The sequence below is a fragment of the Cupriavidus sp. GW822-FHT06G04 genome, from assembly GCF_058799075.1.
Window position 1 is genome coordinate 208,711 of the sequence record NZ_JBXALD010000010.1, and the last position, 25,213, is coordinate 233,923.

The window sequence follows — 25,213 nt, forward strand, 5'->3', positions numbered from 1 at the left end:
GTGGACGATCCGTCGGCGGCGCCGACGCAGGCGGTTGGCGGGTGCGGGTGCTGCATGCACGCGGCACTCGCCGACAGGCGCGCTACATCCGCGTTCTGGGCCTTTGCGTCACGCGATCGGTGCCGAGGTGGCCCAAGTGGTCGAAATGGTCGAAATGGTCGATGTGGTCGATGTGGTCGATGTGGCCAACCGGCGCGCAAGCAGGTCCCGCCGCGGGCGCGGGGGGCATGCAGCCGCCACCGGATACTCGCATCGACGACCCGAGCCCCAGCGGGTGGATGCGATCCACCGGATTTGGCGCATACAGATGCAAATTCAGCCCACCCGTCAAACCCATCGGACACCGGCTGATAAATCGCCCCGACGTCGGCTCGTAGTAGCGGTAGCGGTTGTAGTGCAGGCCGGTTTCGTGGTCGAAATACTGACCCTGGAAACGTAACGGGTTCTGAATGCCAGCCTTGTGCGCGGCCGATGTGGTAGTTTGCTGCGCCGCGCCCCACGCTAGATAATGCGCGCTCCAGGCGGTCAGTCCATCTGGACCGGAGATCTCCTGCGGCGTGCCTAGATGGTCGCAGTGATACCACGCGATGGCGTCGAACGGCTGCGGCTCGATCTCGGTGTGCCAGAGCGGATCGCTCGCGAAATCATAGTCGGACCCATATTCCGGTTCCGCATGCAGGCGGATAGCCGAGGCCACCACGGCCTGGGCCAACGGCACGAATGTCGCTGGCTCGTACAGATAGTGCGTGGTGCGCGCTTCGCCGCAGACAAAGCGATAGGCGCTGTCGACATCGCGCGCGCTTTCTCGACTTTCCCACGCCAGAGCGTCGCCATCCCAGCCGTACAGCGTCATGGCGCAGCCATGCTCGCGATCCAGCCTGGCACGCTCCGCACGCCGCCAGCCCTCGCCCGCGCGCGGATCGTCGAAGTAATGGGACTGGCTGTGCTTCCAGGTGCGGCGGCCCAGCGCATCGTAGCCAAAGCGCACCACCACCTTGGCATTGGCGTAGCTCACCAGGCGATTGAAGCCGTCCCACGCGAAATATTCGTGTTGGCCGTTGATCGTGCGCTGGACGAGATTGCCCCGCGCATCCCATTGGTATAGCGCGCCGTCGTAGCTGGCAACGAGGTTGTCCGTGAGCGCCGGCCGCCCTTGCAAGCGGCTGCCGAACCCGGGTTGCCCGGTCGCCGCGTCAAAGCCAAACGTGCGCAGCGTCGGATCGTCGAGCAGATTGCCGGCGGGATCGAAAACGAAGGTCTGCCGGCCAAGCGCACTGTTAGCAGCCAGCAGCCGCGCCACGGGATCGTACTGATAGGACAAGTCGCCACGTCGCGTATCGCGAATCGCGGTCACCTGCCCGACGGCGTCGAAGCGGTACGTTCGCCGGATCAGGAATGCTTCGGGATGTTCTCGCTGCGCAACCGTCTGCGTGCGCAGGCGTCCTACCGCATCGTATTGCAGGCGCTGGGTCAGCCCGTTGCCCTGTATGCGGTGCACTTCGCGGTACAGGTCGTCGCGTTCGAATCGCGCCAGTTCCTGATCATCAAGGTGCATGGCCACGATGTGCCCTGCCTCGTCGGTCGACATGCCGATGCGATGGCCATCGGGGCGGACCGTCGCCACGCGCTGGTTCAGCGCATCGTACTCATGGCGCCAGACCGCCACGCGCGCCTGCGTCAGGTGGCGATAGTGATGGTGCTCGCGCACGATGTTTCCGCACGCATCGTGAAACCACTGCACGCGACTGGTCGCGTTTTCAGCCAGGATCAGCCGGCCGTTGCCGTCGTAGGCATAGGCTTCCGAGGCAGCGATGGCGGTATCGTCCCCGCGCCGGGCGTGTCGTGCGATGAGCCGTCCCATCGCATCGAATTCCAGTTCCATCATCCAGTCGCCTTCGGCGACCTCCGCAAGCACACCCGTATCCCCCGCATGGAAATAGCGCCGCGTGCGACCGTCGAAGCCGGTCTCGCTCACGAGCCGCCCAACCGCGTCGTAGCCGAACACGTGGCTTGCGTTGTTCTCGTTGGTCAGCGTGACCAGCCGGCCGAGCCGGTCCCATCGATAGCTGATCGTCTGGTTGGCGGCGTCGGTGCGTTTGTCGAGCAACCCCGCTTCGTTGTAGCGCCACGTCGTGCGGCGATTGAGCGCATCGGTGTGGGAAAGCAGCCGGCCTTCGGCATCCTGTTCGAAATGCTCGGGCTGCTGGTCCGGATGATCGATGCGCTGCAACCGGCCGGCGCTGTATGCGTAGCGCGTGACGTTGCCTGCCGCGTCCGTGAACGCCGTCAGTTGCCCGCGATCGTCGTATTGCCAGGCGCTGGTTTTTCCCGCGCTATCGGTGCGCCGCGTGAGCTGCCCGGCGGCGTTGTAGGCCAGCGTGGATTCGACGCCGTTGGCATCGGTGATGCGCACGGGCAGATTGGCCTTGTTGTAGGTGTACTCGGTGGCGTGGCCGAGGGGATCGATCGCCTCGGTGACGTTGCCTTTGAGGTCATAGTCGTAGGTCCACAGCCCGCCCTCGGCGTCACACATCTTGACGAGCTGGTCCTTGTCGTCCCATGCGTAGTGCACGGCGCTGTGATCGGCGCGAACATGTTCCAGCAGATTGCCGCGCGCATCGTAGGTGTAGCGTTCAATCGCCCCGCACGGCCGCACGTGCTGCACCATGTTCCGGGCGGCGTCGCGGAAGAACCACTCCGAAAGACCGTCGGCATGTCGGATGCGGTACGTATAGCCCAGGATGTCGTAGTAGTGCCAGGTCTGGTTGCCCAGCGCATCGGTGACGCAGGTCAGCCGGATGTGATCGTCCCATGTCAGGCGCGTATCGAAACTGCCGTCATCGGACCACGCATGGACGGCCTTCGCTTCGGGACCATCGCCGTCCCACAGCAGGCACACGCCGCGTGCGGTGCGGTCCGTGTAGCGCGTGACCAAATGATTGCGATAGCGGTAGGTGCGGGACGCGCCGTGCTCGTCCTCGGCGCGCACCAGATTGCCCGCCTGGTCGTAGTCGTACCGCGCCAGTTGGCGGTCAGGCTTTCCTTCGGCGATTTCCCACACACTCTCGATCCGCCCGGCCTGATCGATGCGCGTGACGATGTGGGCCTGCAACACATCGCCCTGATAGGCCATCACCGCCGAAGGCGCTTGCGCATGCAGGCCGCCATCGCCCTCGCGGTGGCCGTAGACCAGCGCCACGCGCGCGCCGCCGCGCAGATCGATGCTGGTCAACCTGAAGCGGTTGCCATGGCGCTGGTATCGGTCGCGTCTGCCGTGGCGGCGCACCAGTATCAGGCAATCGCGCGCGGTGCGCTCCAGTGTCACTTGCTCGATGGGGTCGTGGTGGTGTCCCCCGATGGCCGGCAACGGATACGCATGGGTTCGGCCATCCGCGGCATGATGCCGCAGCACTTCCACACCCTGTTCGCGCAGCACATCGAAGCGGGTGGTGTAGTCGGTGGTCCATCGCGCGCCGTGCGCGCCGTCATCATAGGCGGCGAGGCTGGAGCGGTAGGTGCGCGTCCATGCCATGGCCGAGAAACCCGGCAATGGGAAGTCGGTATGCGAAAACGATTGATCGCCAGTGGCAAAACTGATGCCGGCGTGCGTGGCCGCCGGCGCCGGGCCGTTGCGGGCGGGGTTGGGGCTGCCGCGCGCCGGCACGTTTCGGCTGATGCTTTCCAGCTGTTGCTGCGGCAATACGCGCTGCACCTTCCGACGGAGCCCGGCGCGCACGTTGACGGCGACGATACTGTCCGCGCCGCTTCTGCGCCAGCCGGCCAGCGCCTCGCGCATCAGCCCCACAAGCCATGCGATGGAGAATCGCACGGCCGGATCCGACTGCAGCGCCAGGCCCCCGCGCAGGCGCGGAGCAAAGGCGCGCAGCGCAGCCGGCGCCAGCATGGCTTCGTCGCGCGTGCCCGGCGACACGGCGGGCCGCTCGACGCCATTCGCGCCCGGCCCCTGCAACCTGCAGGCATCGAACGCGGCCTGCAGGAAATTGCCAATGGGTTGGCGAGGATCGCGCACAATCGTCCGGCCCGCCGTGCGCAAAAACGGCCGATCGGCATCGGCTTGCCCAGCCCAATGGGATGGGCCGGCGATGATCTGCTCCATGGCGCGCGCCAATAGCAGCATTTGCTGGGCGCCGAAATTTCCGCATTCAGCAAGCATGCGCGGCAGCAGTTCCTGCATCTGTGCAAGATAGTTCTCGATATCGCCGGCGATGCTAGCGTTCAAGCTCGGCTGCAACGTAGCCAGCACAGACGCCCCAAACTGCACCGCGCCCGTGCTGCGCGTTTGTTGCACGACCTCCTGTCGCGCCAGCGCCAGCATCGGCCGCAGGCTCATGCGGACCGCAGCGGTTTCCGCATCGGGCATTACGCCCAGCAGATTGATGCCGATTCCAGCCCAGTCGAGAACGCCCGGATGTGTGCGCCGCTCCATCAGCGCGGCGATGTCGCCCAGTGCGTCACCGAGCGCGATGATATTGCCCATGACCGGCATGGCGCCGGCCACATCCTTGATACGGGCGAGACTGACATGTCCGCGCGTCGCGCGCTGCAGCCAGGTGTCGAATTCGACCGCAGTGGCGCACACATCGGCGACGTGAATACAGTGCAACGGCGCAACGGCGACGTGATCCGGGCGAGCGGTGGGGGCGAAAGAGGAATCAAGCATGATGAAGCATGTCTGGGGGCGTGGGTATGACGAGATGGGCTGCAAGAAGCCGTTGGCAGCCTGTCTCGTGACGGATCACTGGGTTGCGTCGGCATCCGGTGCGGGCCACGGCGGCGGCGTGAACTGGCTCGATGCGGCGAGCGGATCGGCGCGGTCCTTGCCGAACGTCACGCGCGCGGGGCCCGGGGCCATGCTGTCGACTGGGGCCGCGCCCTGCCCGTCGACCTTGCCCTGCGTCACCTTGCCATGCGAGTCCTCGACCGCGACGTCGCAGCTCTTCAACGTGGCATGGCTGGCGTAGAGACCGGCCACATCGACATCGCTCTTGCCGAATTCGGGCGGCTCCGGGAATTGCGCGGACGCCTTCTGCCCCGAAGCGATATCGACCTTGGCCGCGTGGATCGCGTAGGCCGACCCCGTTTTGTGCGTAATGCCGCTGCCGTTCCACGTGGTGCCGCTGCCGCCGCCCACGATGACCAGCTCTTCCTTGGCCGACAGCGTGATGCGGTTTGCGGTGGCGGTGACATCCAGCTTGGCCAGCAGGTTGATGCTGTCGCGCAATGCGCGCAGGTCGATGTCGCCGCCGGCCGCCACGAGGCGCCACCCCATGTTCTGCACGAAAATGCGCACGCCGCGGGAAATGCTGGCGATCAGCCGTTTGCCCGAAGACAGGCTGATATGCCCGGTGCTTGAAACAGCCACGTGCTGCCCCGAGGCGATATGCAACGACTGCGCGGCGGTGGCCTCGATACCGGCCGGGCTGGCCAGCACCAGATGCGGCGCGGCCAGTTCCGGAAAGGTGCCGGCCTCGGGATTGGCGCTGCCGCTGCCCTGGATATCGTCGTTCTGCGCCTTCAGCGCCTTGGCCACTTCCGCCTGATCGCCGGCGTCCTGCGCTTCCACTTCCTGCGCCATTTCGGCCAGCGTTTCCTGCTGCGCCTGTGCCCCGGCCAGCCGCTGCACCGTTTCGGCCATGTCCTTGTGGTGCGCCTGCGCGTTAGGACGTCGCTCGGTTGTCAGCAGCATGCCGTTGCCGGCCCGTACCACGCCATGCGCATCGGTGCGCAGCTCGAACCCCTCGCCGCGCTTGTCCTTGCGCCCCACGCCGCGCATGATGCGCGCGATGAAGCCCAGGCTCAGCCCGGATGCCTGGTGGTCGCTCTGCAGCTGGGTCTGGATTTGCCCTTCGGTGTCGTCCTGCACGAACGTGTTGGCGCGTTCGCCGTGATCTTCCTTGCTGACGAACCCGGACAGCACGTGATGCGCCGGCATTGGCCACTGCGGCATGTTGTGCTCGTTTGGCACACGGCTCGTGACGATCGGGCAATCGGGATCGCCGTTCAGGAAATCCACCACCACTTCCTGGCCGATGCGCGGCACATGCTGCGCGCCGAATCGATCGCCCTGCCAGGCCGACGCCACGCGCACCCAGCAGGAACTACCGGCGTCGTGGCGGCCAAGCCGATCCCAGTGGAACTGCAGCCGCACGCGGCCATATTGGTCGGTCCAGGTTTCCTGATCCTCGGGGCCCACCACCGTGGCCGTCTGCGGTCCGCCAGTGCGCGGCTTCGGCTGCGTGCGCTCTGGGCGGAACAGTTCGTTGGATGGCTGCGCGATGAACTCGACTTCGCAGCTCGATTCCGGGTCGCTGGCTTCTTCGTCGAGGGTCAGCTTGGCGCCCAGGACCAGATATTCGCGATTGGCCTTGCGCTGCATGAAGTCTTCGAGCACGAACGTGCAGCCGGGCACCACCGCGCGCAGATTGCCCTTGCCGCTCAGCCGCGTGCCATGCTGGCGGATCGCCTCCATGCGCATGCGGGCGACCAGCTCGCCCTCCTTCCACGGATCGCCTTCGGTGCCCGGCGTGCTGTGGTCGCCGGGCCATTCGCGCACTTCGGCGCCGGCGTGGGCGGTGTCGAGCGGGTCGGACGCCGCCACGGTCAGGTCGGCGCGCGGCCGCGTGAAATCGAAATCGTTGCTGGTCCAAGCGCCCGCGACCAACTGGTCGTGGATTTCCACCGTTTCCAGGCCTTCCTCGCCGATATCCTCGGGCGCGCGCTGCCAGTAGAGGGTGGCGTAGCCGGGGCTGCCCTGGAACGGCGCAAACGCGCCGTTGCCATCGGTCAGCACCAGCCGGTGCTTGCCACCGCTGTGTTCGATGTGCCAGGCGATGCCCCATTCCTGCGTCAGGCGCTGGAAGAAATCGAACGTGCTTTCGCCGTACATGACCTGGAGCTCGCGCATCGGATACCGCGCGACATCAAGGCGTTTTTCCACCGGAAAATTAAAATCCGCCAGCAGCTCGTCCAGCGTCTGGACCACGGTCTGATTCTGGAAGATGCGGAAGTCACGGTTCAGCGTGGCCAGCCACAGCCACGGCCGCACCGTGATGCGGTAAGCGAGGTTCCGCTCGGCCGGCACGGGGCCGCTCACGCGCGTGACGATGCCGCTGATTTCGCGTGTGCCGGCCCCCATGGCCTCGGGCAGCGTGATCGTGACGGTCAGCTCGCGCCCGCGCAGCGCGTGGGTGTCGAGATTGGCGGCCGGCCCGAAGGCATCGTTGCGCTCGTCGGGCGTGCGCAGTTCCAGTTCGTATTCGAACAGCTCGCACATCTTCTCGTGGCCGCTCAGTTTGGCGAATTCCAGCGCGGGCTCGCCCATGATGTCGGGCAGCCCGGTACCGGTCACGGTGACCGACCGGGTGACGGATGCAGAATCTTGATGTGCCATCGGCGTTTCCTTTTGGGATTTTGGCGGCCGCAGGATCACCGGATACGAGGCCTGCGTTGCGATTGAGGCGATAGGTATCCATTACCGTCCCAAAACGCGGATGGGTATATCAGAGCAATACGAAAGTACGGGTGCCAGAATCAGATTCGTCGCATAGACAAATCATAAGTTGCGCGCAGCGCATGGCAGAGGAAGTGCGGGAAGCGGAGCGCGCTCCGCCCCAAAAGACAAACCGGGCCATCGGCCCGGTTGAAAGACTACGTTATCGTGCGAGTGACTTACTTCTTCGACACATTGTTCAATGCGTTGAATTGCTGAGTCAGATAACTGCTTGTCTGATTCATTTGGCTGACGATCAGATCGAGCTGCGTGAACTGCTTGCGATAACGCTCGATGGTCGCCTCCACGCGATCGTTGGCCGCGTCGAAGCGCTTTTCCAGATCCTTCATGGTCTTTTCGAGACCGGCGCTCGCCGCGCCGAGCGGCCCCTTGTCGGCGGTCACGCGGTCCACCACGTCGGACAGGCGGCGGGCAAACCCGCCGGTCTTGCCGTCGCCTGCAAACAGCTGCGTCACGTCGCGCAGGTTGTCCTTCAGTGCCGCGTCGAGCTTCTTCGTGTCGATCGCCATCGTGCCGTCCTTCTGCATGGACACGCCGATCGCCGCCAGCATCTTGGGCGCGTTCGCGGGCATGCCCCCCTCGGGCGTATTGAGCACCGATCGCAGCGAGGTCTGGATGCCGCGCAGCACGCCGTCGCCATTGAGCGCGCCCTTGGTGCCGGCCTTGGTGTCGAACTGCGTGAGCGTCTTGGCCGACGACTGGATGTTGTTGTACGCGGTGACCAGCGCCTGGATCGACGCCTTCATGGCGTCGGTGTCCTGCGTCAGTGACACCGATGTCGATCCGGTCTTCTTGAGCGTCATGGTCACGCCCTGCGCCGCGTCGACAACGGTATTGGATGCGCTGACGATGGCGATGCCGTTGACCGTCAGCGCGGCGTTGGTCGCGCGCAGCGTCTCGGTCATGCCGTTGGCGCCCGGGGTCTCCGGGTTGTAGCCGGCCAGCGCCTGCAGTTCGGGCGACGACCCGGACACGCGCATGCTCATCGCCTCGCCGGTTTTGTCGGAGGTCAGGATCAGGCGATAGGGCTTGGCGCTGCCGTCGTTGATGATGCTGGCCTTGACGCCGATGTTGGCCTTGTTGATGGCGTCGCGGATGTCCTGCAGCGATCCCTTGCCCGCCTCGATCTTGACGGTCTGCGGGTTCGGCGCCTTGTCGGTGGCGGTGTTGGCCGTGAACTTCGGATTCACGTAGGCGCCCGAGGTCTCGTCGAAACCGGTGGTCGTGCCGAACTCGAAGGTCAGCGTGCCCGAACCGATCTGCGCGTCCTGCTTGGCGTAGCCGATGCCGGCCAGCGCCTGGGCTTGCGCCAGCTTGGTAACGTTGACATTCAGATCGCCCGGCACGGCGCTGGCGGCAGTGGTGACGCCCAGGATGTCGGCGTTGCCAACGCTGGACTTGACGGCGCCAAAGGTGGCCGGCGTCATCAGCGTCTTGGCCGCCGCCTGGAAGCTCGACAGCAGACTCTTGACGGTGCCGTAGGCGGTCAGCTTGGTCTGATAGGCCGAGTGCTGCGCCTGCATCGCGGTCAGCGGGGCGCGTTCGGATGCGGCCAGCTTGTCGAGCAGGTCGGACAGTTGCAGGTTCGAGCCAATGCCCAGAGACGAGACGGATGCCATGTTTATTGTTCCCTTCTTTTTCAATGGGTGGCATCCGCGCGCATATGGCTGAATGCCCCTGACATCCCTGGTTTACGTCGCCCCAAAGTGGATCTTTAGCCTTTTTGATACCTGACCGATACAAAGACGATACAAAAATAGGCTAAAGCCTCTCGATGTGAGTTATCGATCACAATTTAGACTGCGAAATGCGGGGAAATCCCGGGATGCCGGGTTGCCGCGAACGGCGGACCGCCTACCACGGGCGGCGCACGGAATCCTGGAAGCGCGCCAGGATGAACGCCTTCATCGCGGGCGAATGCAGCGCCGCGACGGCGGCGCGCACCCAATCGGCATGGCATTCGTTGGCGCGCACGGCCAGCGCGTTTGCCCACGGCACGCGCGCGTCCTCGATGCCCAGCGCATCGCGCGCGGGCGCCAGGCCGGCGGCATCGGCCACAGCAAAAGGCATCGCCACCAGCGCGTGGTGCGGCAGCGCCGCAGCCAGCCGGCTGGCCGGAACCGGCTCCACGCGCAGTTTGCGCGGATTGTCGACGATGTCGCGCACGCGCGGTTGTAAACCGGCATTGGCGTCGATGCGGATCAGCCCGAAGTTCTGCAACAGCAACAGCGCGCGGCCTTGTCCGGCGCGATCCGCCGGCACAGCGACCGTGGCCTCAAGCGGCACCTGTCGCAAGGCCCCGATGCGACGCGCATACAGGCCCATCGGATAGGTGACCGTGTAGGCAGCCGCGCACAGCGACGTGTCGCCGGCCAGCGCCTGCGTGTCCTCGGCGATCGATGCGTCGACGCGCTGTGCCGCCAGCGCCCGGCGTGCCGCAGCCGCGTTCGGAAATGCCACCGCCTGCAGCCGCACGGACGATGAGGTGTTCTGCACCGCTGCCGCGTCGACAAGGTCACGATCGCTGTGCGCCACCACGGCGATGCGCACCACACGGGGCGCGTCGGCGCGCGCCATCGACATGCCGAGCGCCTGCGCCAGCAACAGCCACGCACAGACACATGCGATCGACCACCCTTCCGACCACCAATCCGACCACCCGCCGCGCCGTAACCCGTATCGCCATGGCTGCGCCACTGCAAGCCGCCATCCGCATCGCATATCGCCAGTCCAACTGTTGCGCTCAGCCATCACGCAGCACCGTACGAAAGCCGATGTGCGATGTCGGCAAGTCGCGCTCGGCGGGCTCGCGCGCGGACGCGCGATAGCGCACGCAGAAGTCGGGCGCGCACAGGAACGATCCGCCCTTGATCACGGCCATGCGGCTTTCGCGCGCGCGTCGCGACTGCGCGGCGACGAATGCGGTATCGCCATTGGCATGCGACTGGCGCGGCCCGCTGTACGGATCGGCGGTCCATTCCCAGGCGTTGGCGATCATGTCGTAAAGGCCGAACGCGTTGGCGGCAAAGCAACCGACCGGCGCCAGGCCGTCGAATCCGTCTTTCGCGCTGTTCAACACGGGAAACACGCCCTGCCAATAGTTGGCCGACGGCATGCCATCGCCGCCGACGGGTGCCGTTTCCAGCGCCGCGTCGCCTCGTCCGGCCTTGGCCGCGTACTCCCATTCGTCCTCGGTCGGCAGATCGTGGCCGAGCCATTGCGCATAGGCGCGCGCGTCGGCCTGGGTCACCAGCGTGACCGGCTGGTTGCGCTTGCCGTCCAGGTTCGATGCCGGTCCTGTCGGATGACGCCAGTCTGCGCCGCGCACCATCGACCACCATGCATACGGGCGCTGCTGCAGCTCTTCTCCGGTCGGCTTGTGGAACACCACCGCTTCGCCCGCGCGCTCGGCGTCAGTGACATAGCCGGTGGCCTGCACGAAGGCTTCGAACTGCGCGTTGGTCACTTCGGTGCGATCGATCCAGAAACTGCCCACGCGCACCTTGCCGGCTGGCCGCTCGTCGGGATATCCCATCGTCGTGCCCGGCACGAATTCGCCGCCGGCGATGCGCGCCATGCCCGCAGTGCGCTGCTGTCGCCAGTGCTCGGGTGCGCCGCGATACGCCGCGCATTGCTGCGGCGTGCCGAGCGGCGCGGCCGCGTGCAGCGGCACCGCGCGCACCGCCCACGTCAGCAACAGCGCCACGGCGAACGCGATGGCGCCGATGCGCCAGCCCAGCGTGAATCGATTCCGCGCCACGGCCTGCCTCAGTAGATCATGCCGGGCACCTTCGGCAATACCACGCCGACCGCCTTCGCATAGTCGTTCCACCGCGCTTTCAAATCGGCCAGCACGTCGGGGCGCTGCGTCGCCAGGTCGTTGGTTTCGCCGCGATCGGCACGAATGTCATATAGCGTCCATTCGCCATTGGCCGGGCCGAACGGCGGCTCGATCCAGGCCGCTTTCCAGTTGTCCGCATAGACATAGGTGCGGCCATACAGCTCTTCCGAAAAAGTGGTGCGCGCCGGCCCCGCGGCCTTGCCCTGCAGCGTCGGCAACAACGACAGCCCGGTGATCGGATAGACATTGCGGCCGTCGTACACCACCTTGCCCGCATTGCGGTTCACGCCCTTGCTATCGTAGAGCGGCGCGGCCGGCGTGCTGGGCGCGGCAATGCCCGCGATATCGAGAAACGTCGGCGCCAGGTCCACCACATGGGTGAAGGCGTTTAGCTGCGCACCAGCCTTGTCCGGCGCGGCGCCCGGTAGCTTGACGATGGTCGGCACGGAATGGCCGCCCTCGGCCGGGAACGATTTCCACAAGCGGAACGGCGTGGCGCTCACTTCGGCCCAGCGCTGGCCGTAATCGAGATTGCCCGATCCCGTATAGGCCGTGGTGCCGAGCGTGGGATACACCGCGGCCGCGGCGTTCTTGGCGTCGTAGTTCTGATCGTAGTTGCCGCTGAATTCGTAATAGCTGGCTTCCGGTCCGTTATCGGACTGGAACACGATCAGCGTGTTGTCGTATTCGCCAATGTCCTTCAGATGCTGCACCAGACGGCCGACGTTGGCGTCGAGGTTCTCCACCATCGCCGCGTAGATCTCCATGTAGCGCGCTTGTGCGCGCTTTTCGTCCGCGCTGAGGCTGTCCCATTTCTTGTTCGCGTTCATCACGCGCGTATCGACGCCGCCCTGCGCCACGCTGTGGGTCGACGTGACGTAGTTGGCCGATGCGGTGCCCCAGTTTGCCGATTTCGGCGTGACCGTCAGCGTCTCGTCACGGCCGGGATTCGGCGTGAAATCGGCGGGGATCAGTCCCAGCGCCTTCTGCCGCGCCAGCCGCGCCGCGCGGATCGGCTCGTAGCCCGCGTCATACACGCCCTTGTAGCGATCGATATACGCGGCGGGCGCCTGCAGCGGCGAATGCGGCGCCTGATACGTCAGGTACGCGAAGAATGGCTTGCCATCGGCATTCCTGCCGGTGCTGGAATCGATGTACTTGATGATCGTCGACGTATAGAAATCGGAGGAGAAGAAGTTGGTGGTGTTGGGCGTCACGTAGTGATCGTCTTCCACGTAAGCGGTGCTGCCGTTGCGACCGAAGTGGTCGCCGCCGCCGCCCAGCAGCGCGTAGCTTTTTTCGAATCCCCACGACACCGGCGTCTGGCCCGGCGACGCCGTACCCACGTTTGCGCCCTGGTTCGACGCATTCGGCAGGCCGCTGCCCAGATGCCACTTGCCGGCCATGTACGTGTGATAGCCGCCGTCCTTGAGCAACTGCGCGATCGATAGTGCACGATCGTTGAGATAGCCCTCGTAGCCCGGTTTTGGCGCGCCGTTCTCGTCGACGTAGTTCACATCGGTGGTTGCCATCGTGCCCTCGCCAACCAGATGGTGGTCAGTGCCCGAGATGATCATCGATCGCGTAACCGCGCACACCGCTGCGGCGTGATGATTGGCCAGGATGCGTCCCTGCCGCACCAGAGCGTCGAGGTTAGGCGTACGGATCTCGCTGCCGAATGCGCCCAGATCGGAATAGCCGAGGTCATCGGCCATGATGAAGACGATGTTGGGCTTTCTGGCCGCCACGGTTGTTGGCGCGGGATTGTCGGACGCGTTTGTCGTGCTACCGCCGTCGCTGCCGCACGCCGCCGTCATCGCCACGGCTGTTGCGCACAAGCCTGCCAGCGCACGACGCGCGGGGGTATGGCGGGACGCTGCTGTTGTTGTTGTCATACGCCTCATTCCTGTACCGGAGATTGGGAAGACGATCATGCTAGGAACGGGCGGGCGCGCGCCGAACGAATGATTTCGCCTAACGATATTCGTGCACCGCACCACAAGTCGCGCTTGACGCGCGCAAACACGGCGCTATATAACGAACGCGTGGGTAGAAGCGGTCGATTGAACAGCAGCGGCGCAATGCCGCGAGGTTCATCTGGAGATTGCTCACTGACGGAGTTCCTGTCAGTGGCGTCACGACCAGACCGGTCCCACCTCCCTGACACGACTCCATCTCTTTCACCAGAGTCATCGTTAGGGGATCTCAATGATCATCGACACCAGTTGTTACCCGACCAACCTGGTCGATCTGGCCTGGCGGCACGACGGCGACCCATTTACCGGCGAACGCCTGATCCAGATGATGGATGGCCCGTTCACCATCAATGGCAAACCGCGCCGTATCGACCGCGCCTTCATCCAGCCGCCGCAAGGCAACACGATCTACACCTACACCGACGGTGTGCAATCGGGCTCCGAAGCCATCGACGCGTACATGGCCTACACGCGCGAGATGGTGCAGAAGTATCCGGACCGCTTTATCGGCTGCTTCGTCTACAACCCGCGCTGCGGCGTGGAAAACGGCGTCAACGCCATCGAACACTATGTGAAGCGCCTGGGTTTCAAGATGGTGCAGTTCCAGGCCAACATGCACGCATATCGTCCCGACCGCGCGCTCGACTGGCTGCGTCCGGCGCTGCAGAAATGCGCCGAACTTGGCGTGCTGGTCAAGCTCCATACCGGCGATGGCCCCTACAGCATTCCCACCGAATGGGTGCCGATGATGAAGGAATTCCCCACCGTGAATTTCATCATGGCGCACTTTGGCGTGCAGACCGGGGGCGTGTATTGCTTCGAGCCATTCCAGCTGGCGATGGACATGCCCAATGTGTATTGCGAATCGGGCTGGTGCCTGCAGTCGCGCATCGTCGAGTTCGCCAAGGTGCTGCCCAAGCACAAGATCCTGTTCGGCTCCGATACCCCGCCCAACGAGCCCGGCATGTGGCTGCGGCTGCTGGAGGTGCTGTGCTTCGAACCGCCGCAAGGCCTCAATCTCGATGAAGACACGCTCGAGGATTACCTCGGCAACAACGTCGCCCGCATGATCGGCCTGGAGCCGACGCCGGTGCCGCGCACGCTCGAAGAAGCGCGTGCGCGCCTGGCAGCCTGAACGCGGGCAGTTCAACGAGATTCCGACGGAGCACACAAACATGATCATCGACACCCATCTGCACCCCACCAACCTCGTCGACGAAGCCTGGCGACATACCGGCGAGCCGTTCAACGGCGAGCGCATGCTCAAGATGATGGACGGCCCCTACATGATCAACGGCAAGCCGCGCCGCATCGACATGGGCTTCATCCAGCCGCCGCCCGGCAACACCGGCTATCGCGACGGCAACCGCCGCGGCCGCGAGGGCATTCGCGACTACATGGCCTACGTGGCCAGCCTGTGCCAGAAGTACCCGGATCGCTTTATCGGCAACTTCACGTTCAATCCGCGCTGGGGCCCGGAGGAAGGCGCGCTGGAGCTGGAATTCCATGTGAAGGAATACGGCTTCAAGATGCTCAAGCTGCATGCCAACATGCATGGCTATCGCCCCGACCGAGCGCTCGACTGGCTGCGCCCCGCGATGAAGGTCTGCGCCAAGTACAACATCGTGGTGCTGATCCACACCGGCGACGGCCCGTACACGATTCCGACGATGTTCTATCCGATCATCCGCGAATTCCCGATGGTCAATTTCATCATCGGGCATTTCGGCATCCAGACCGGCGGCAACTATTCGTTCGAGGCGTTCTGGATGGCGATGGATACGCCGAACGTGTATTGCGAATCGGGCTGGTGCTTCCAGTCGCGCATCGTCGAGTTCGCACGTCAGCTGCCGCGCGACAAGATCGTGTTCGGCACCGATACGCCGCCGAACGAGCCCGGCATGTGGCTGCGCGAACTGGAGATGCTGTGCGGGCCGGCCCCGCAGGGCATGGACCTGGATGAGGACGGCCTGGAGGACTACATGGGCAACAACATCGCCCGGCTGGTCGGCATCGAGCCCACGGCGCCGCCCAAAACCCAGGAGGAAGCGCAGGCCCGCCTGAAGGACACGTACGCCAGCACGCGCTGACGCGCGCCCGGCACACGTCCTTTCGCACGTGCCGTAGCCCTGCGGCGCGCACCCGCGTGCGCGCCCAACATGCTTCGCCGTCTGGTCACGCGCGGGCGCCGGCTTCTCTGTCGGCGCCCGCGCGCGGCAACGGTATCCCGTTGGCGTTATCCAAGCGGAGCCATGCCATGACTGCCCCATCTGCAAGCCTGCCGGCGTTAGACCCGCCGATCTTTGACGATACATCGCAGGACTTTCATACCTTTCTCGCCGCGTACCGCGCGGCCTTTCCCGAAGACGTGCTGACCGTGCGCGACACCGTCACCGCCAACCAGGACCCCACCGCACTGGTCTGGACGCTGGCCGAGCGCAATCGCCACCCGGTGGTGGTGTTCGACGATGTGGCCGGACTGGGCGCGCCGCTGGTCACCAACCTGTTTGCCTCGCGCGAGCGCGTGGGCCGTATGCTCGGCGGCGTGTCGCCGGCCCGCATCCATGCCGAATACCAGGCCCGCAGCCGCCGGCTGATGGCGCCGCGCGTGCTGCAATCGGGCGCGGTGACCGGCATCGTGCAGGAGCACGTCGATCTCGGCACGCTGCCCACGATCCGGCACTTCGCCACCGATCGCGGCCCGTATATCACCAACGCAATCCTGATCGCGGAAGATCGCGAACTCGGCTTCGGCAATGCCAGCTATCACCGCTCGATGCTGCATTCGCCCAACGAGATCGCCACCAGCCTGCATTCGCGCGGGCATCTGTGGCGCATGTTCCAGCACGCCGTGGAGCAAGGCAGGCCGCTGCCCGTGGCGATGGTGATCGGCGCGCATCCGCTGTTCATGCTCGCTGGCGCGGCGCGCCTGCCGTATGGCGTGGACGAGCGCCACGTCGCCAGCGGGCTGTTCGGCGCGCCGCTCGAAGTCGTGCGCACGCCGCGCTACGGCATCGAGGTGCCCGCACATGCGGAGATCGTGCTGGAAGGCGTGCTCGATCCCACCGCCCGCGTGGACGAAGGGCCGTTTGGCGAATTCACCGGCTATTCGTCCGACCGCTCGACCAACAACCTGTTGCGCGTGGAAACCGTGATGCGGCGCAGCGACGCCTGGCTGGTCGACGTGGTCGGCGGCAATTCGGCCGAGCATCTGAACCTGGGCCGCATTCCGCGCGAATCGGAGATGGTGGAAAAACTGATGGAGCGCTTTCCATCGGTCACCGCCGTGCACTATCCCAGTTCCGGCACGCATTTCCACGCCTACGTGGCGCTGCGCCAATCGCGCCCGGGCGAGGCGCGCCAGGTGATGCTCGGGCTGCTGGGCTGGGACCCGTACCTGAAAACCGTGGTGGCCGTCGATCACGACGTCGACATCACGCGCGACGAGCAGGTGCTGTGGGCCATCGCCACGCATCTGCAGCCCCATCTCGATGTGGTGGTGGTCGACGGGCTGCCCGGCAGCGCGCTCGATCCGTCCGCCTCGGGCGTGGGCACCACGTCGCGGATGGGCCTGGATGCCACACGCGGGCCGAACTTCGACGGTATCCGCGCACGCATCGACGACGAGGCCATGGCGCGCGCGGCAGCGCTGCTGGCGCGCATCGATACGGGAAAACACTGAAGCCGATGTAACGGAATCCGCGCCGGATGCGATTGATCGGATGACCCGATCGATTAATCCAAGCGCCCCATTTACCCAATGTCCGGTGGCTGGCATGCTGCCCTGACAACGAAACGCAGGTGGCGGAAAACGTGGCGACAGACCACGGGGGGCGGCAACTGCAGCCTCCTTTCGGCCAACCGTGCGGGCAGTTCCGGCCTGGAAGACGAAGGAGACAGCATGATCCCCACCCCCACTTCGCATGGGATCGACCCGGTGCATCCGGTCGATGAAGTCTTGCCCCCGCTTCGCCTGGCCGCGCTCGGCCTGCAACACGTGCTCGTGATGTACGCGGGCGCGATCGCCGTGCCGCTGATCATCGGCGGCGCGCTGCACCTGCCCAAGGACCAGATCGCCTTCCTGATCGCCGCGGACCTGTTCTGCTGCGGGCTGGTGACGATGATCCAGAGCATCGGCATCTGGAAAATCGGCATCCGCCTGCCGGTGATGATGGGCGTGACGTTCACCGCCATCGCCCCGATCATCGCCACCGGATCGAATCCATCGCTGGGATTGCCGGCCGTATTCGGCGCAGTGATGGTGGCCGGCGTCTTCACGTTGGTGGCGGCGCCCTATGTCAGCCGCCTGATCCGCTTGTTTCCGCCTGTGGTGACCGGAACCGTGGTGCTGGTGATCGGCATCTCGCTGATGCGGGTCGGCGTGAACTGGGCGGCGGGCGGCAATCCCACCATCGCCACGCCGACCGGCCCGGCGCCCAATCCGGCCTACGGCCTGCCCGTGAACCTGGGCATCGCCACGCTGGTGCTGGCGACGGTGCTGTGCATGATCGCGTTCTTCAAGGGCTTTCTGTGCAATATCGCCGTGCTGATCGGCATCGCGACCGGCTTCGTGGTGGCGGTGGCGCTGGGCAAGGTTACCTTCGCGGGCGTGCATGCGGCCGACTGGGTGGCGTTCATCACGCCGTTCCACTTTGGCCTGCCTACCTTCGACCTGATGACGTCGATCACGCTATGCGTGGTGATGGTCGTGATCATGATCGAGGGCGTGGGCCAGTTTCTCGCGCTCGGGGAAATCGTCGACAGGCCGGTCACGCCGGACGACCTGGCGCGTGGCCTGCGTGCCGATGGAGTCGGCGCGCTGGTCGGGGCGGTGTTCAATACCTTTACCTACACCTCGTATGCGCAGAATGTTGGGCTGGTGCAGGTGACCGGTGTGCGCAGCCGCTGGGTGTGCGCGACGGCGGGCGGCATCCTGGTCGTGTTGGGCTGCCTGCCGAAGCTGGCGTTCTTTGCGGCGTCGATCCCGCAATACGTGCTCGGCGGCGCCGCGCTGGTGATGTTCGGCATGGTGGCGGCCACCGGCGTGCGCATCCTGGGCCACGTCGATTTCGTCGAGAACAAGAAGAACGCCTACATCGTCGCCGTCAGCGTGGCGCTTGGGATGATTCCGCTGGTCGCCGACAGGTTTTTCGCGCAGTTGCCGGAGCTGGCGGCCAAGTTCTGCCAGAACGGCATCCTGCTCGGCACGCTGTGCGCGGTGCTGCTGAACCTGCTGTTCAACGTGCGCGGCACGCAGGAGGCGCCGCGCATGCTGGCCAAGAAAGCCGCGTAGACGCGCCGGCGTCGCCGCTGCGTGACGCCTGCATGCCGGGGACGCCATGCCCCGGGCATGCAGCGTCGCGCGGCGCCTACTTCGCCAGATCGCTGCGATGGCGCATCAGCAGGTCGCGGAACGATTGCGCAGGCGGCGATAGCGACCGGTCCGCATGTGTGAGCAATGAAATCTCGCGGTGAATCACCGGATCCTGCGGCATCACCGTGATCAGCCCCAGCGCCGACGTCAGCCGCGTGACCGCCGTGCTCATCACCGCGATCCCCAGTCCGGCGTCGACCATGCCGACCATCGTCAGCGGCAGGAACACCTCGTGCACGCGCGCCAGCGTGATGCCGCGCGCGGCCAGCGCGGCGTCCAGGCAATCGCGGATCGGATTGCCGCGGTGCGGACCGATCACGGGCAGGCGGGCCACGTCTTCCCAGGTGAGATCGCGCCGGCGCGCCAGCGGATGGCTCGGCGGCATGACGATCACGAATGCATCCGACGACAGCCGGTGCGCGGCCAGGTCGGGCTGACCCTCGGGAATCGTGCCGATACCGAAATCGACCTCGCCAGCGCTGACCATGCGCGGCACTTCATCCTCGGCCACGTCGTGCAGGTCCACCTTGACGCCCGGATGGCCGACGCAGAACTCGCGGATGAAACGCGGCAGCATCAGCGCGGCCTGGATCGACGATGCGGCAATCGACACGCGCCCGCGCCCCAGCGTGCGCAATTCCGCGGAGCTGTCCAGCACGCTGTCGATATCGGCCACCGCCTTCTTGACCATCGGCAGCAGTTCCGCGCCGGCCTGCGTGATTTGCATCAGCCGCGTATGGCGATCGAACAGCTTGAGTCCGAGATTGCTTTCGAGTTCGTGAATCAGGGCGCTGACGGAAGACTGCGAAAGGCTCAATTTCTCCGCTGCGCGCGTGAAGTGACGCTCTTCGGCCACGGCGATAAACGCGCGTAATTGCCGCAGCGAAACGTTCATGTTGCTGATGGTGGGCATGTCTCTCGCCTGCTCTGTTGTGGGGGTCATGGCAGTCGATTCAGAGGGTAACACGATCAATAAATCCGGTTATGGGTATTTACCGATGATGGTGTGGCAACCATCATGCTTTCACGGTCAGCGGCAAACGCATGGCGCGCACGGGCCGCAAGCATCCACACAGGAGCGACGATGAGAGCGTTTGAATATCTCGAACCCGCCACGCTTGCAGAGGCATCCGCGCTGCTGCACCGTTGCGGCGGTCGGGCCAGCGTGCTGGCGGGCGGCACCGACCTGCTCGTGCAGATCAAGGAATCGCACCGGCAGCCCGCGCACGTCATCAACATCAAGAAAATCCCGGGCATGAACGTGCTGGCGTTCGATCCCGTCGACGGACTGCGCATCGGAGCGCTGGTGACCACGCGCGAAGTGGAAACGTCGTATGCGGTGCGCCGCCATTACGCGGGAATGGCGCGCGCGGTCACCGATTTCGCATCGATACAGGTGCGCAACCGCGCCACGGTGGTGGGCAACGTGTGCCGCGCGTCGCCGTCGGCCGATTCGCTTGCGCCGCTGATCGCCGATCGCGCGTCGGTGCATCTGTACGGCTTGCAGGGGTCGCGCGCCATGCGTGTGGAAGACTTCGTCACCGGCGCCGGCAAGACCGCGCTGGAGCCCGACGAACTCGTGTCGCGTATCACCATCCCAGCGCCGGCGCCCCATACGGGCAAGGCCTATATCAAGCACGGACGCCGCGTGCAGATGGAGCTGGCAACGGTGGGCGTTGCCGTATCCATCACGGTCGAACGCGGCCACTGCACCGATGTCGGCATCGTACTGGCCGCCGTAGGGCCGACGCCGATCCGCGCCACCCACGCCGAAGCGCTGCTGCGCGACCGGCCGATCAGCGAGGCGCTAGTCCTCCAGGCGGCCCACGCCGCGATGGAAGACGCGCGTCCGATCAGCGACGTGCGCGCCAGCGCCGCCTATCGCCGCGAAATGGTGAGCGTGCTGACACGCCGCGCCATTGCCCAAGCCCTGGAGACACTGTGATGCGCAAACTGATCGAAGTGGAAATCAATGGCGAGCCGCGCGAACTGGCGGTGGAGCCGCACAGCACGCTGCTCGACGCGCTGCGCAACGACGCGGGCCTGACCGGCACCAAGAAGGGATGCGATGTAGGCGAATGCGGCTCCTGCACGATCCTCGTCGACGGCACGCCGATGAACAGTTGCCTGATGCTCGCGCCCGAGGCGCATGGATGCAAGCTGACCACGATCGAGGGCATCCAGCCCGGTGCCGATACCGTGCATCCGATCCAGGATCAGTTCATGCGCTGCGGCGCGGCGCAGTGCGGCTTCTGCACGCCGGGCTTTGTGGTGGCGATCAAGGCGCTGCTCGATGCCAATCCAAACCCCACTCGCGACGAGATCCGCTTTGCGCTGGCCGGCAACATCTGCCGCTGCACCGGCTACACCAAGATCATCGAGGCGGTGGAAAAGGCCGCCGAGGCCATCCAACGTCCCTGCCCATCGCATGGCGCAACGGAGAACGCACAATGACCCACGCCGTGATCGGACACAGCGTCAAGCGCACCGACCTGCTGGACAAGGTCACCGGCAACGCCAAGTACGTCGCCGACATGCCGATGGCGGGCCTGCTGCACGCCAGGCTCAAGCGCTGCAATGTCGCGCATGCCCGCATTCGTCGCATCGACACCGCGGCTGCGCTGGCGCTGCCGGGCGTGAAGGCGATCCTCACGCATGAAAACGTGCCGCGCGTGCTGCACGCGGGATCGCCCCATCCGCGCTCGGCCTCCGTCACCTGCGACCAGTACATCCTCGACGACAAGGTGCGTTACTGGGGCGAAGGCGTAGCTGCGGTGGCGGCCGTCAGCGAGGAAATCGCCGCGCGCGCCATCGAGCTGATCGAAGTCGAATACGAGCCGCTGCCCGCGATGTTCACCGTGGAGGACGCCGCCGCGCCCGGCGCCGTGCCGATCCACGACCGCGAGCCAGGTGGCAATCTTGTGCTCCCCCCCGTGGTGGTGGAACGCGGCGACATCGACCGCGGTTTTGCAGAAGCCGACTTCATTCTCGAAGGCGTCTACGAAGGCGGTCGCCCCACGCCGGCCTATATGGAACCGAACGTGCTGACCTGCAAATGGGACGGCAACGGCAACCTGACGGTCTGGATCTCGACGCAGACGGCGTTCATGGTGCGCGGCATCATGGCCGAAGTGCTCGGGCTGCCGCTGCACAAGGTGCGCGTGCTGGTGGACCACATGGGCGGCGGCTTCGGCGCCAAGCAGGACCTGTTTCAAGGTGAATTCCTGTGCGCGCTGCTGGCACGCGAAACCCATCGCCCGGTGCGCATGGAATACACGCGCGAGGAAACTTTTCTCGGCGGACGCACGCGCCACCCCGCGCGCATCTGGCTGCGCCAGGGATTCCGCAACGACGGCACCATCACCGCGCGCGAAGCGAAGGTGGTGTTCAATTCCGGCGCCTACGGATCGCACGGGCCCGGTGTCACCAATGTCGGCACCGCGGCGATGGTATCGCTCTATCGCTGCGAAAACGTGCGGCTGGAAGGTCGCTGCGTCTACACCAATAGCCCGATCGCGGGCGCGTTTCGCGGCTACGGCGTGGTGCAGACCTACTACGCGCTCGATATCCAGATGGACGAGGCGGCCCATCATCTGGGCCTCGATCCGGCCGAGCTGAAGCTGCGCAACGCGGTGCGCGAAGGCGATATCGCGCCGTCGAATCATCCGCTGATCGGGCGCGGCCTCGAGGCGTGCATTGCCAAGGGCATGGAAGTGGTGGACTGGCACGCGCGCCGCGCCCAGACGCGCGCCCAGCATGGCGTGATCCGCCGCGGCTGGGGCATCGGCTGCGAAATGCACGGCAGCAGCGCCTATCCGGGCATCAAGGAGCAGGGCAACGCCATCGTCAAGATGAATGAAGACGGCACCGTGGTGCTGCTGACCGGCGCGGCGGGCCTGGGCACCGGCGCACATACCGCGCTGGCGCAGATCGTCGCCGAGGAACTGGCGATCCCGTTCGAATCGGTCAGCGTGGTGCATGGCGATACCGATGTGGTGCCGTGGGATATCGGCGCCTTTGCCAGCCACACCACCTACATGGTGGGACGCGCCGCGCAGATGGCCGCCGCGCAAATCAAGCAGCAGTTGCTGGCACGCGCCGCGCGCCAGATGGAGGCCGAACCCGACCAGCTGGAAGTTGCCAACGGCGTGATCGCCGTGCGCGACCGCATCGGGCCCACCATGACCGTGCGCGAGGCCGTGATGCCGCGCAAGGGACTGCCCGCCGCGCAACTAGTGGGCACGGCAACCTATCACCCGACCAAGTCGTATTCGTTCGCCGCGCATTTCGTCGAGGTCGAGGTCGATACCGAGACGGGCTTCATCACGGTCAAGCAGGTGGTGCCGGTACACGATATCGGCAAGGTGATCCACCCGGTGGCCGCGGCCGGGCAGATCGAAGGCGGCATCCAGCAGGGCATCGGCCACACGCTTTACGAGGACTACCAGATCGACATGAAGACCGGGCGATCGCTGAACGCCAACTTCGTCGACTACAAGATGCCGCTGGCGATGGACATGCCCGAGATCCACACCGTACTGCTGGAAGCTGCGCCGGACCCGGGCGGCCCGTTCGGCGCGAAGGGCGTCGGCGAAGATCCGATCGTGGCGATCGGGCCGGCCATCGCGAACGCCGTATTCGACGCCATCGGCGTGCGTTTCCGCCACTATCCGATCAAGCCGGAACAGGTGTTGCATGCGCTGGCCGAAAAACGCGCCGCGGAGGCCCGCGCATGAACGCCCCGCGCAGGCTCGTGGTGGCGGTCACCGGCGCCAGCGGCGCGGCATACGGCGTGCGCCTGCTGCAGGCCATGCAGGCGGCGCCGGAGTGGCAAACCCATCTGATCTGTTCGCCGTCCGGATGGCTCACCGTGCATCACGAGCTTGGCATGCAGCGTCCGCAACTGGAAGCATTGGCCGACGTGGTGCACAACGTGCGCGACATCGGCGCCGCCGTTGCGAGCGGGTCGTTCCGCTGCGACGGCATGGTGATCGCGCCGTGTTCGATGCGCACGCTGGCTGCCGTCGCCACCGGCGTGGCCGACAACCTGATCACGCGCACCGCCGACGTGATGCTCAAGGAGCGCCGGCGGCTGGTGCTACTGGCGCGCGAGACACCGCTGCATCTGGTGCATCTGCGCAACATGACCACGGTGACCGAGATGGGCGCCATCGTCATGCCGCCGATGCCCGCGTTCTACACCCATCCGCAAAGCGTCGACGAGATCGTCAATCACACGGTCGGGCGCGTGCTCGATCTGTTCGACGTGCCGCACACCGGCCTGGTCTCGCGCTGGGCCGGGATGCGCACAACGCTTGCCGCAGTCAATACCGATGTCATCACCCGGGAGACACCATGACCGAAGTGCAACGCAACCTGCCACCCGTACCCGTCACCATCCTGACCGGCTTTTTGGGTGCAGGAAAGACCACGCTGCTGAACCACATCCTCACGCAGAAGCACGGCCACCGCATCGCTGTGATCGAGAACGAGTTTGGCGAAGTCGATGTCGATTCGGACCTGGTGATGACCTCGGACGAGGAGATCTACCAGATGACCAACGGCTGCATCTGCTGTGTGGTGGATGTGCGGACCGATCTGGTGCGCATCCTGCAGAAGCTGCTGGAACGGCCTGAACGTTTCGACCATATCCTCGTGGAGACCAGCGGGCTGGCCGATCCCACGCCGGTAGCCGCCACGTTCTTCATGGACAACGACGTGGCCAAACAGGTGACGCTCGACGGCATCCTGACGCTGGTCGACGCCGTGCATATCGAAGCCCATCTGGACGATCCGCAGTTGTCCGGCTTCGACAACCAGGCGGTCGATCAGATCGTGGCGGCCGATCGCATCATCCTGAACAAGTCAGATCTGGTGTCCGAGGCGCGGCTCGACGCGCTGACGCATCGCCTGCACCACCTGAACGAAGGCGCACAGATCCTGCGCTCGAACTACGCGCAAGTGGACCTGTCGCGCATCCTGGGCATTGGCGGCTTCACGCCGGGCGCGACGCAACTGCCCGATGACGCGGCCGATGCGCATCATCATGGTCATCATGACCACGACGCGCACCACCACGCCGATCACATCTGCGACGAAACCTGCAATCACGATCACGAACACGGCGGCGACGATCATGCGCATCGGCACGATCCGTCCGTGACATCGGTCTCGCTGGTGTTCGACACGCCGTTCGATCGCGAGCGGCTGGAGCACGCGCTGCGCGCGCTGCTGGCCGCGCAAGGCGACGATGTATTCCGCATGAAGGGCATCGTTGCCGTGCAGGACGACACATGCCGTCACGTACTGCAGGCCGTGCATCGCCTGATGGATTTCCATCGCGCTGACCCATGGGGCAACGAGCCGCGCGAAAGCAAATTCGTCTTCATCGGCCGCAACCTGGACCGCGCGCGCCTGCAAACGCTGCTGCGCATCTGCCAACCCGCGCAGATCGCCGCCTGACGTAAAGCTCTGGGACCCCGCCAACGATA

17 protein-coding genes are annotated in these 25,213 nt (G+C 65.4%); 10 read left to right on the forward strand and 7 right to left on the reverse strand.

Features of this window, described 5'->3' with window-relative positions; genetic code table 11:
- Positions 1 to 82: 82 nt before the first annotated feature.
- The 6 genes from AC1RKI_RS22155 to AC1RKI_RS22180 all read right to left on the reverse strand — a co-directional run bounded on the left by AC1RKI_RS22155 (position 83) and on the right by AC1RKI_RS22180 (position 13,087).
- Positions 83 to 4,681, reverse strand: coding sequence for an RHS repeat-associated core domain-containing protein (locus AC1RKI_RS22155; protein WP_492797140.1), 4,599 nt, complete (start codon positions 4,679 to 4,681; stop codon positions 83 to 85).
- Between the two features lie 75 nt (positions 4,682 to 4,756).
- The gene (locus AC1RKI_RS22160; protein ID WP_492797142.1) at positions 4,757 to 7,411 is read right to left on the reverse strand and encodes a type VI secretion system Vgr family protein; all 2,655 of its coding nucleotides are present in this window, start codon (positions 7,409 to 7,411) and stop codon (positions 4,757 to 4,759) included.
- Positions 7,412 to 7,689: 278 nt separating this feature from the next.
- The gene (fliD, locus tag AC1RKI_RS22165; protein WP_061953888.1) at positions 7,690 to 9,150 is read right to left on the reverse strand and encodes a flagellar filament capping protein FliD; all 1,461 of its coding nucleotides are present in this window, start codon (positions 9,148 to 9,150) and stop codon (positions 7,690 to 7,692) included.
- A gap of 235 nt (positions 9,151 to 9,385) precedes the next feature.
- A complete protein-coding gene (locus AC1RKI_RS22170) occupies positions 9,386 to 10,114 on the reverse strand; it encodes a MetQ/NlpA family ABC transporter substrate-binding protein (protein ID WP_492797144.1) in 729 nt (242 codons plus the stop codon).
- A 160-nt stretch (positions 10,115 to 10,274) separates the two neighbouring features.
- On the reverse strand, positions 10,275 to 11,237 hold the full coding sequence (locus tag AC1RKI_RS22175; protein ID WP_223506315.1) for a formylglycine-generating enzyme family protein: 963 nt from the start codon (positions 11,235 to 11,237) through the stop codon (positions 10,275 to 10,277).
- A 62-nt stretch (positions 11,238 to 11,299) separates the two neighbouring features.
- Complete coding sequence (locus AC1RKI_RS22180; RefSeq protein ID WP_492797146.1) at positions 11,300 to 13,087, reverse strand: arylsulfatase; 1,788 nt, start codon at positions 13,085 to 13,087, stop codon at positions 11,300 to 11,302.
- Between AC1RKI_RS22180 and AC1RKI_RS22185 the strand changes: the two genes are divergently transcribed.
- The 5 genes from AC1RKI_RS22185 to AC1RKI_RS22205 all read left to right on the forward strand — a co-directional run bounded on the left by AC1RKI_RS22185 (position 13,086) and on the right by AC1RKI_RS22205 (position 18,641).
- Positions 13,086 to 13,340, forward strand: coding sequence for a hypothetical protein (locus AC1RKI_RS22185; protein ID WP_341248340.1), 255 nt, complete (start codon positions 13,086 to 13,088; stop codon positions 13,338 to 13,340). The genes AC1RKI_RS22180 and AC1RKI_RS22185 overlap by 2 nt on opposite strands.
- Before the next feature lie 240 nt (positions 13,341 to 13,580).
- Positions 13,581 to 14,483: an amidohydrolase family protein gene (locus tag AC1RKI_RS22190; protein ID WP_061953892.1), complete on the forward strand. Its 903-nt coding sequence runs from the start codon at positions 13,581 to 13,583 to the stop codon at positions 14,481 to 14,483.
- A gap of 40 nt (positions 14,484 to 14,523) precedes the next feature.
- The gene (locus tag AC1RKI_RS22195) at positions 14,524 to 15,438 is read left to right on the forward strand and encodes an amidohydrolase family protein (RefSeq protein ID WP_061953894.1); all 915 of its coding nucleotides are present in this window, start codon (positions 14,524 to 14,526) and stop codon (positions 15,436 to 15,438) included.
- Between the two features lie 167 nt (positions 15,439 to 15,605).
- On the forward strand, positions 15,606 to 17,030 hold the full coding sequence (locus tag AC1RKI_RS22200; RefSeq protein ID WP_492797149.1) for a UbiD family decarboxylase: 1,425 nt from the start codon (positions 15,606 to 15,608) through the stop codon (positions 17,028 to 17,030).
- A gap of 219 nt (positions 17,031 to 17,249) precedes the next feature.
- Positions 17,250 to 18,641 (forward strand): nucleobase:cation symporter-2 family protein, encoded by a 1,392-nt coding sequence (locus AC1RKI_RS22205; RefSeq protein WP_150979740.1) that lies wholly within the window; start codon positions 17,250 to 17,252, stop codon positions 18,639 to 18,641.
- Between the two features lie 76 nt (positions 18,642 to 18,717).
- Here AC1RKI_RS22205 and AC1RKI_RS22210 read toward each other — a convergent pair whose 3' ends face one another.
- Positions 18,718 to 19,635, reverse strand: a complete 918-nt coding sequence (locus AC1RKI_RS22210) for a LysR family transcriptional regulator (RefSeq protein WP_084003833.1) — start codon at positions 19,633 to 19,635, stop codon at positions 18,718 to 18,720.
- A gap of 171 nt (positions 19,636 to 19,806) precedes the next feature.
- Here AC1RKI_RS22210 and AC1RKI_RS22215 point away from each other — a divergent pair, with 171 nt between their 5' ends.
- The 5 genes from AC1RKI_RS22215 to AC1RKI_RS22235 are packed head-to-tail and all read left to right on the forward strand — an operon-like array spanning position 19,807 to position 25,184.
- On the forward strand, positions 19,807 to 20,667 hold the full coding sequence (locus tag AC1RKI_RS22215; protein ID WP_492797152.1) for an FAD binding domain-containing protein: 861 nt from the start codon (positions 19,807 to 19,809) through the stop codon (positions 20,665 to 20,667).
- A complete protein-coding gene (locus tag AC1RKI_RS22220) occupies positions 20,667 to 21,176 on the forward strand; it encodes a (2Fe-2S)-binding protein (protein ID WP_341248338.1) in 510 nt (169 codons plus the stop codon). The genes AC1RKI_RS22215 and AC1RKI_RS22220 overlap by 1 nt, the downstream gene beginning before the upstream one ends.
- Positions 21,173 to 23,458, forward strand: coding sequence for a xanthine dehydrogenase family protein molybdopterin-binding subunit (locus tag AC1RKI_RS22225; RefSeq protein WP_492797153.1), 2,286 nt, complete (start codon positions 21,173 to 21,175; stop codon positions 23,456 to 23,458). The genes AC1RKI_RS22220 and AC1RKI_RS22225 overlap by 4 nt, the downstream gene beginning before the upstream one ends.
- A complete protein-coding gene (locus AC1RKI_RS22230) occupies positions 23,455 to 24,081 on the forward strand; it encodes a UbiX family flavin prenyltransferase (protein ID WP_150979737.1) in 627 nt (208 codons plus the stop codon). Before AC1RKI_RS22225 ends, AC1RKI_RS22230 begins: the two co-directional genes overlap by 4 nt.
- Complete coding sequence (locus tag AC1RKI_RS22235; RefSeq protein ID WP_244788408.1) at positions 24,078 to 25,184, forward strand: CobW family GTP-binding protein; 1,107 nt, start codon at positions 24,078 to 24,080, stop codon at positions 25,182 to 25,184. The genes AC1RKI_RS22230 and AC1RKI_RS22235 overlap by 4 nt, the downstream gene beginning before the upstream one ends.
- Positions 25,185 to 25,213: the final 29 nt, after the last annotated feature.

Coding starts and splice junctions, on each gene's coding strand:
- AC1RKI_RS22155 (WP_492797140.1), bottom strand. CDS start 4,681: ATGCTTGATTCCTCTTTCGCCCCCACCGCTCGCCCGGATCACGTCGCC.
- AC1RKI_RS22160 (WP_492797142.1), bottom strand. CDS start 7,411: ATGGCACATCAAGATTCTGCATCCGTCACCCGGTCGGTCACCGTGACC.
- fliD (WP_061953888.1), bottom strand. CDS start 9,150: ATGGCATCCGTCTCGTCTCTGGGCATTGGCTCGAACCTGCAACTGTCC.
- AC1RKI_RS22170 (WP_492797144.1), bottom strand. CDS start 10,114: ATGTCGATGGCGCGCGCCGACGCGCCCCGTGTGGTGCGCATCGCCGTG.
- AC1RKI_RS22185 (WP_341248340.1), top strand. CDS start 13,086: ATGATGAAGACGATGTTGGGCTTTCTGGCCGCCACGGTTGTTGGCGCG.
- AC1RKI_RS22180 (WP_492797146.1), bottom strand. CDS start 13,087: ATGGCCGATGACCTCGGCTATTCCGATCTGGGCGCATTCGGCAGCGAG.
- AC1RKI_RS22190 (WP_061953892.1), top strand. CDS start 13,581: ATGATCATCGACACCAGTTGTTACCCGACCAACCTGGTCGATCTGGCC.
- AC1RKI_RS22195 (WP_061953894.1), top strand. CDS start 14,524: ATGATCATCGACACCCATCTGCACCCCACCAACCTCGTCGACGAAGCC.
- AC1RKI_RS22200 (WP_492797149.1), top strand. CDS start 15,606: ATGACTGCCCCATCTGCAAGCCTGCCGGCGTTAGACCCGCCGATCTTT.
- AC1RKI_RS22205 (WP_150979740.1), top strand. CDS start 17,250: ATGATCCCCACCCCCACTTCGCATGGGATCGACCCGGTGCATCCGGTC.
- AC1RKI_RS22210 (WP_084003833.1), bottom strand. CDS start 19,635: ATGCCCACCATCAGCAACATGAACGTTTCGCTGCGGCAATTACGCGCG.
- AC1RKI_RS22215 (WP_492797152.1), top strand. CDS start 19,807: ATGAGAGCGTTTGAATATCTCGAACCCGCCACGCTTGCAGAGGCATCC.
- AC1RKI_RS22220 (WP_341248338.1), top strand. CDS start 20,667: ATGCGCAAACTGATCGAAGTGGAAATCAATGGCGAGCCGCGCGAACTG.
- AC1RKI_RS22225 (WP_492797153.1), top strand. CDS start 21,173: ATGACCCACGCCGTGATCGGACACAGCGTCAAGCGCACCGACCTGCTG.
- AC1RKI_RS22230 (WP_150979737.1), top strand. CDS start 23,455: ATGAACGCCCCGCGCAGGCTCGTGGTGGCGGTCACCGGCGCCAGCGGC.
- AC1RKI_RS22235 (WP_244788408.1), top strand. CDS start 24,078: ATGACCGAAGTGCAACGCAACCTGCCACCCGTACCCGTCACCATCCTG.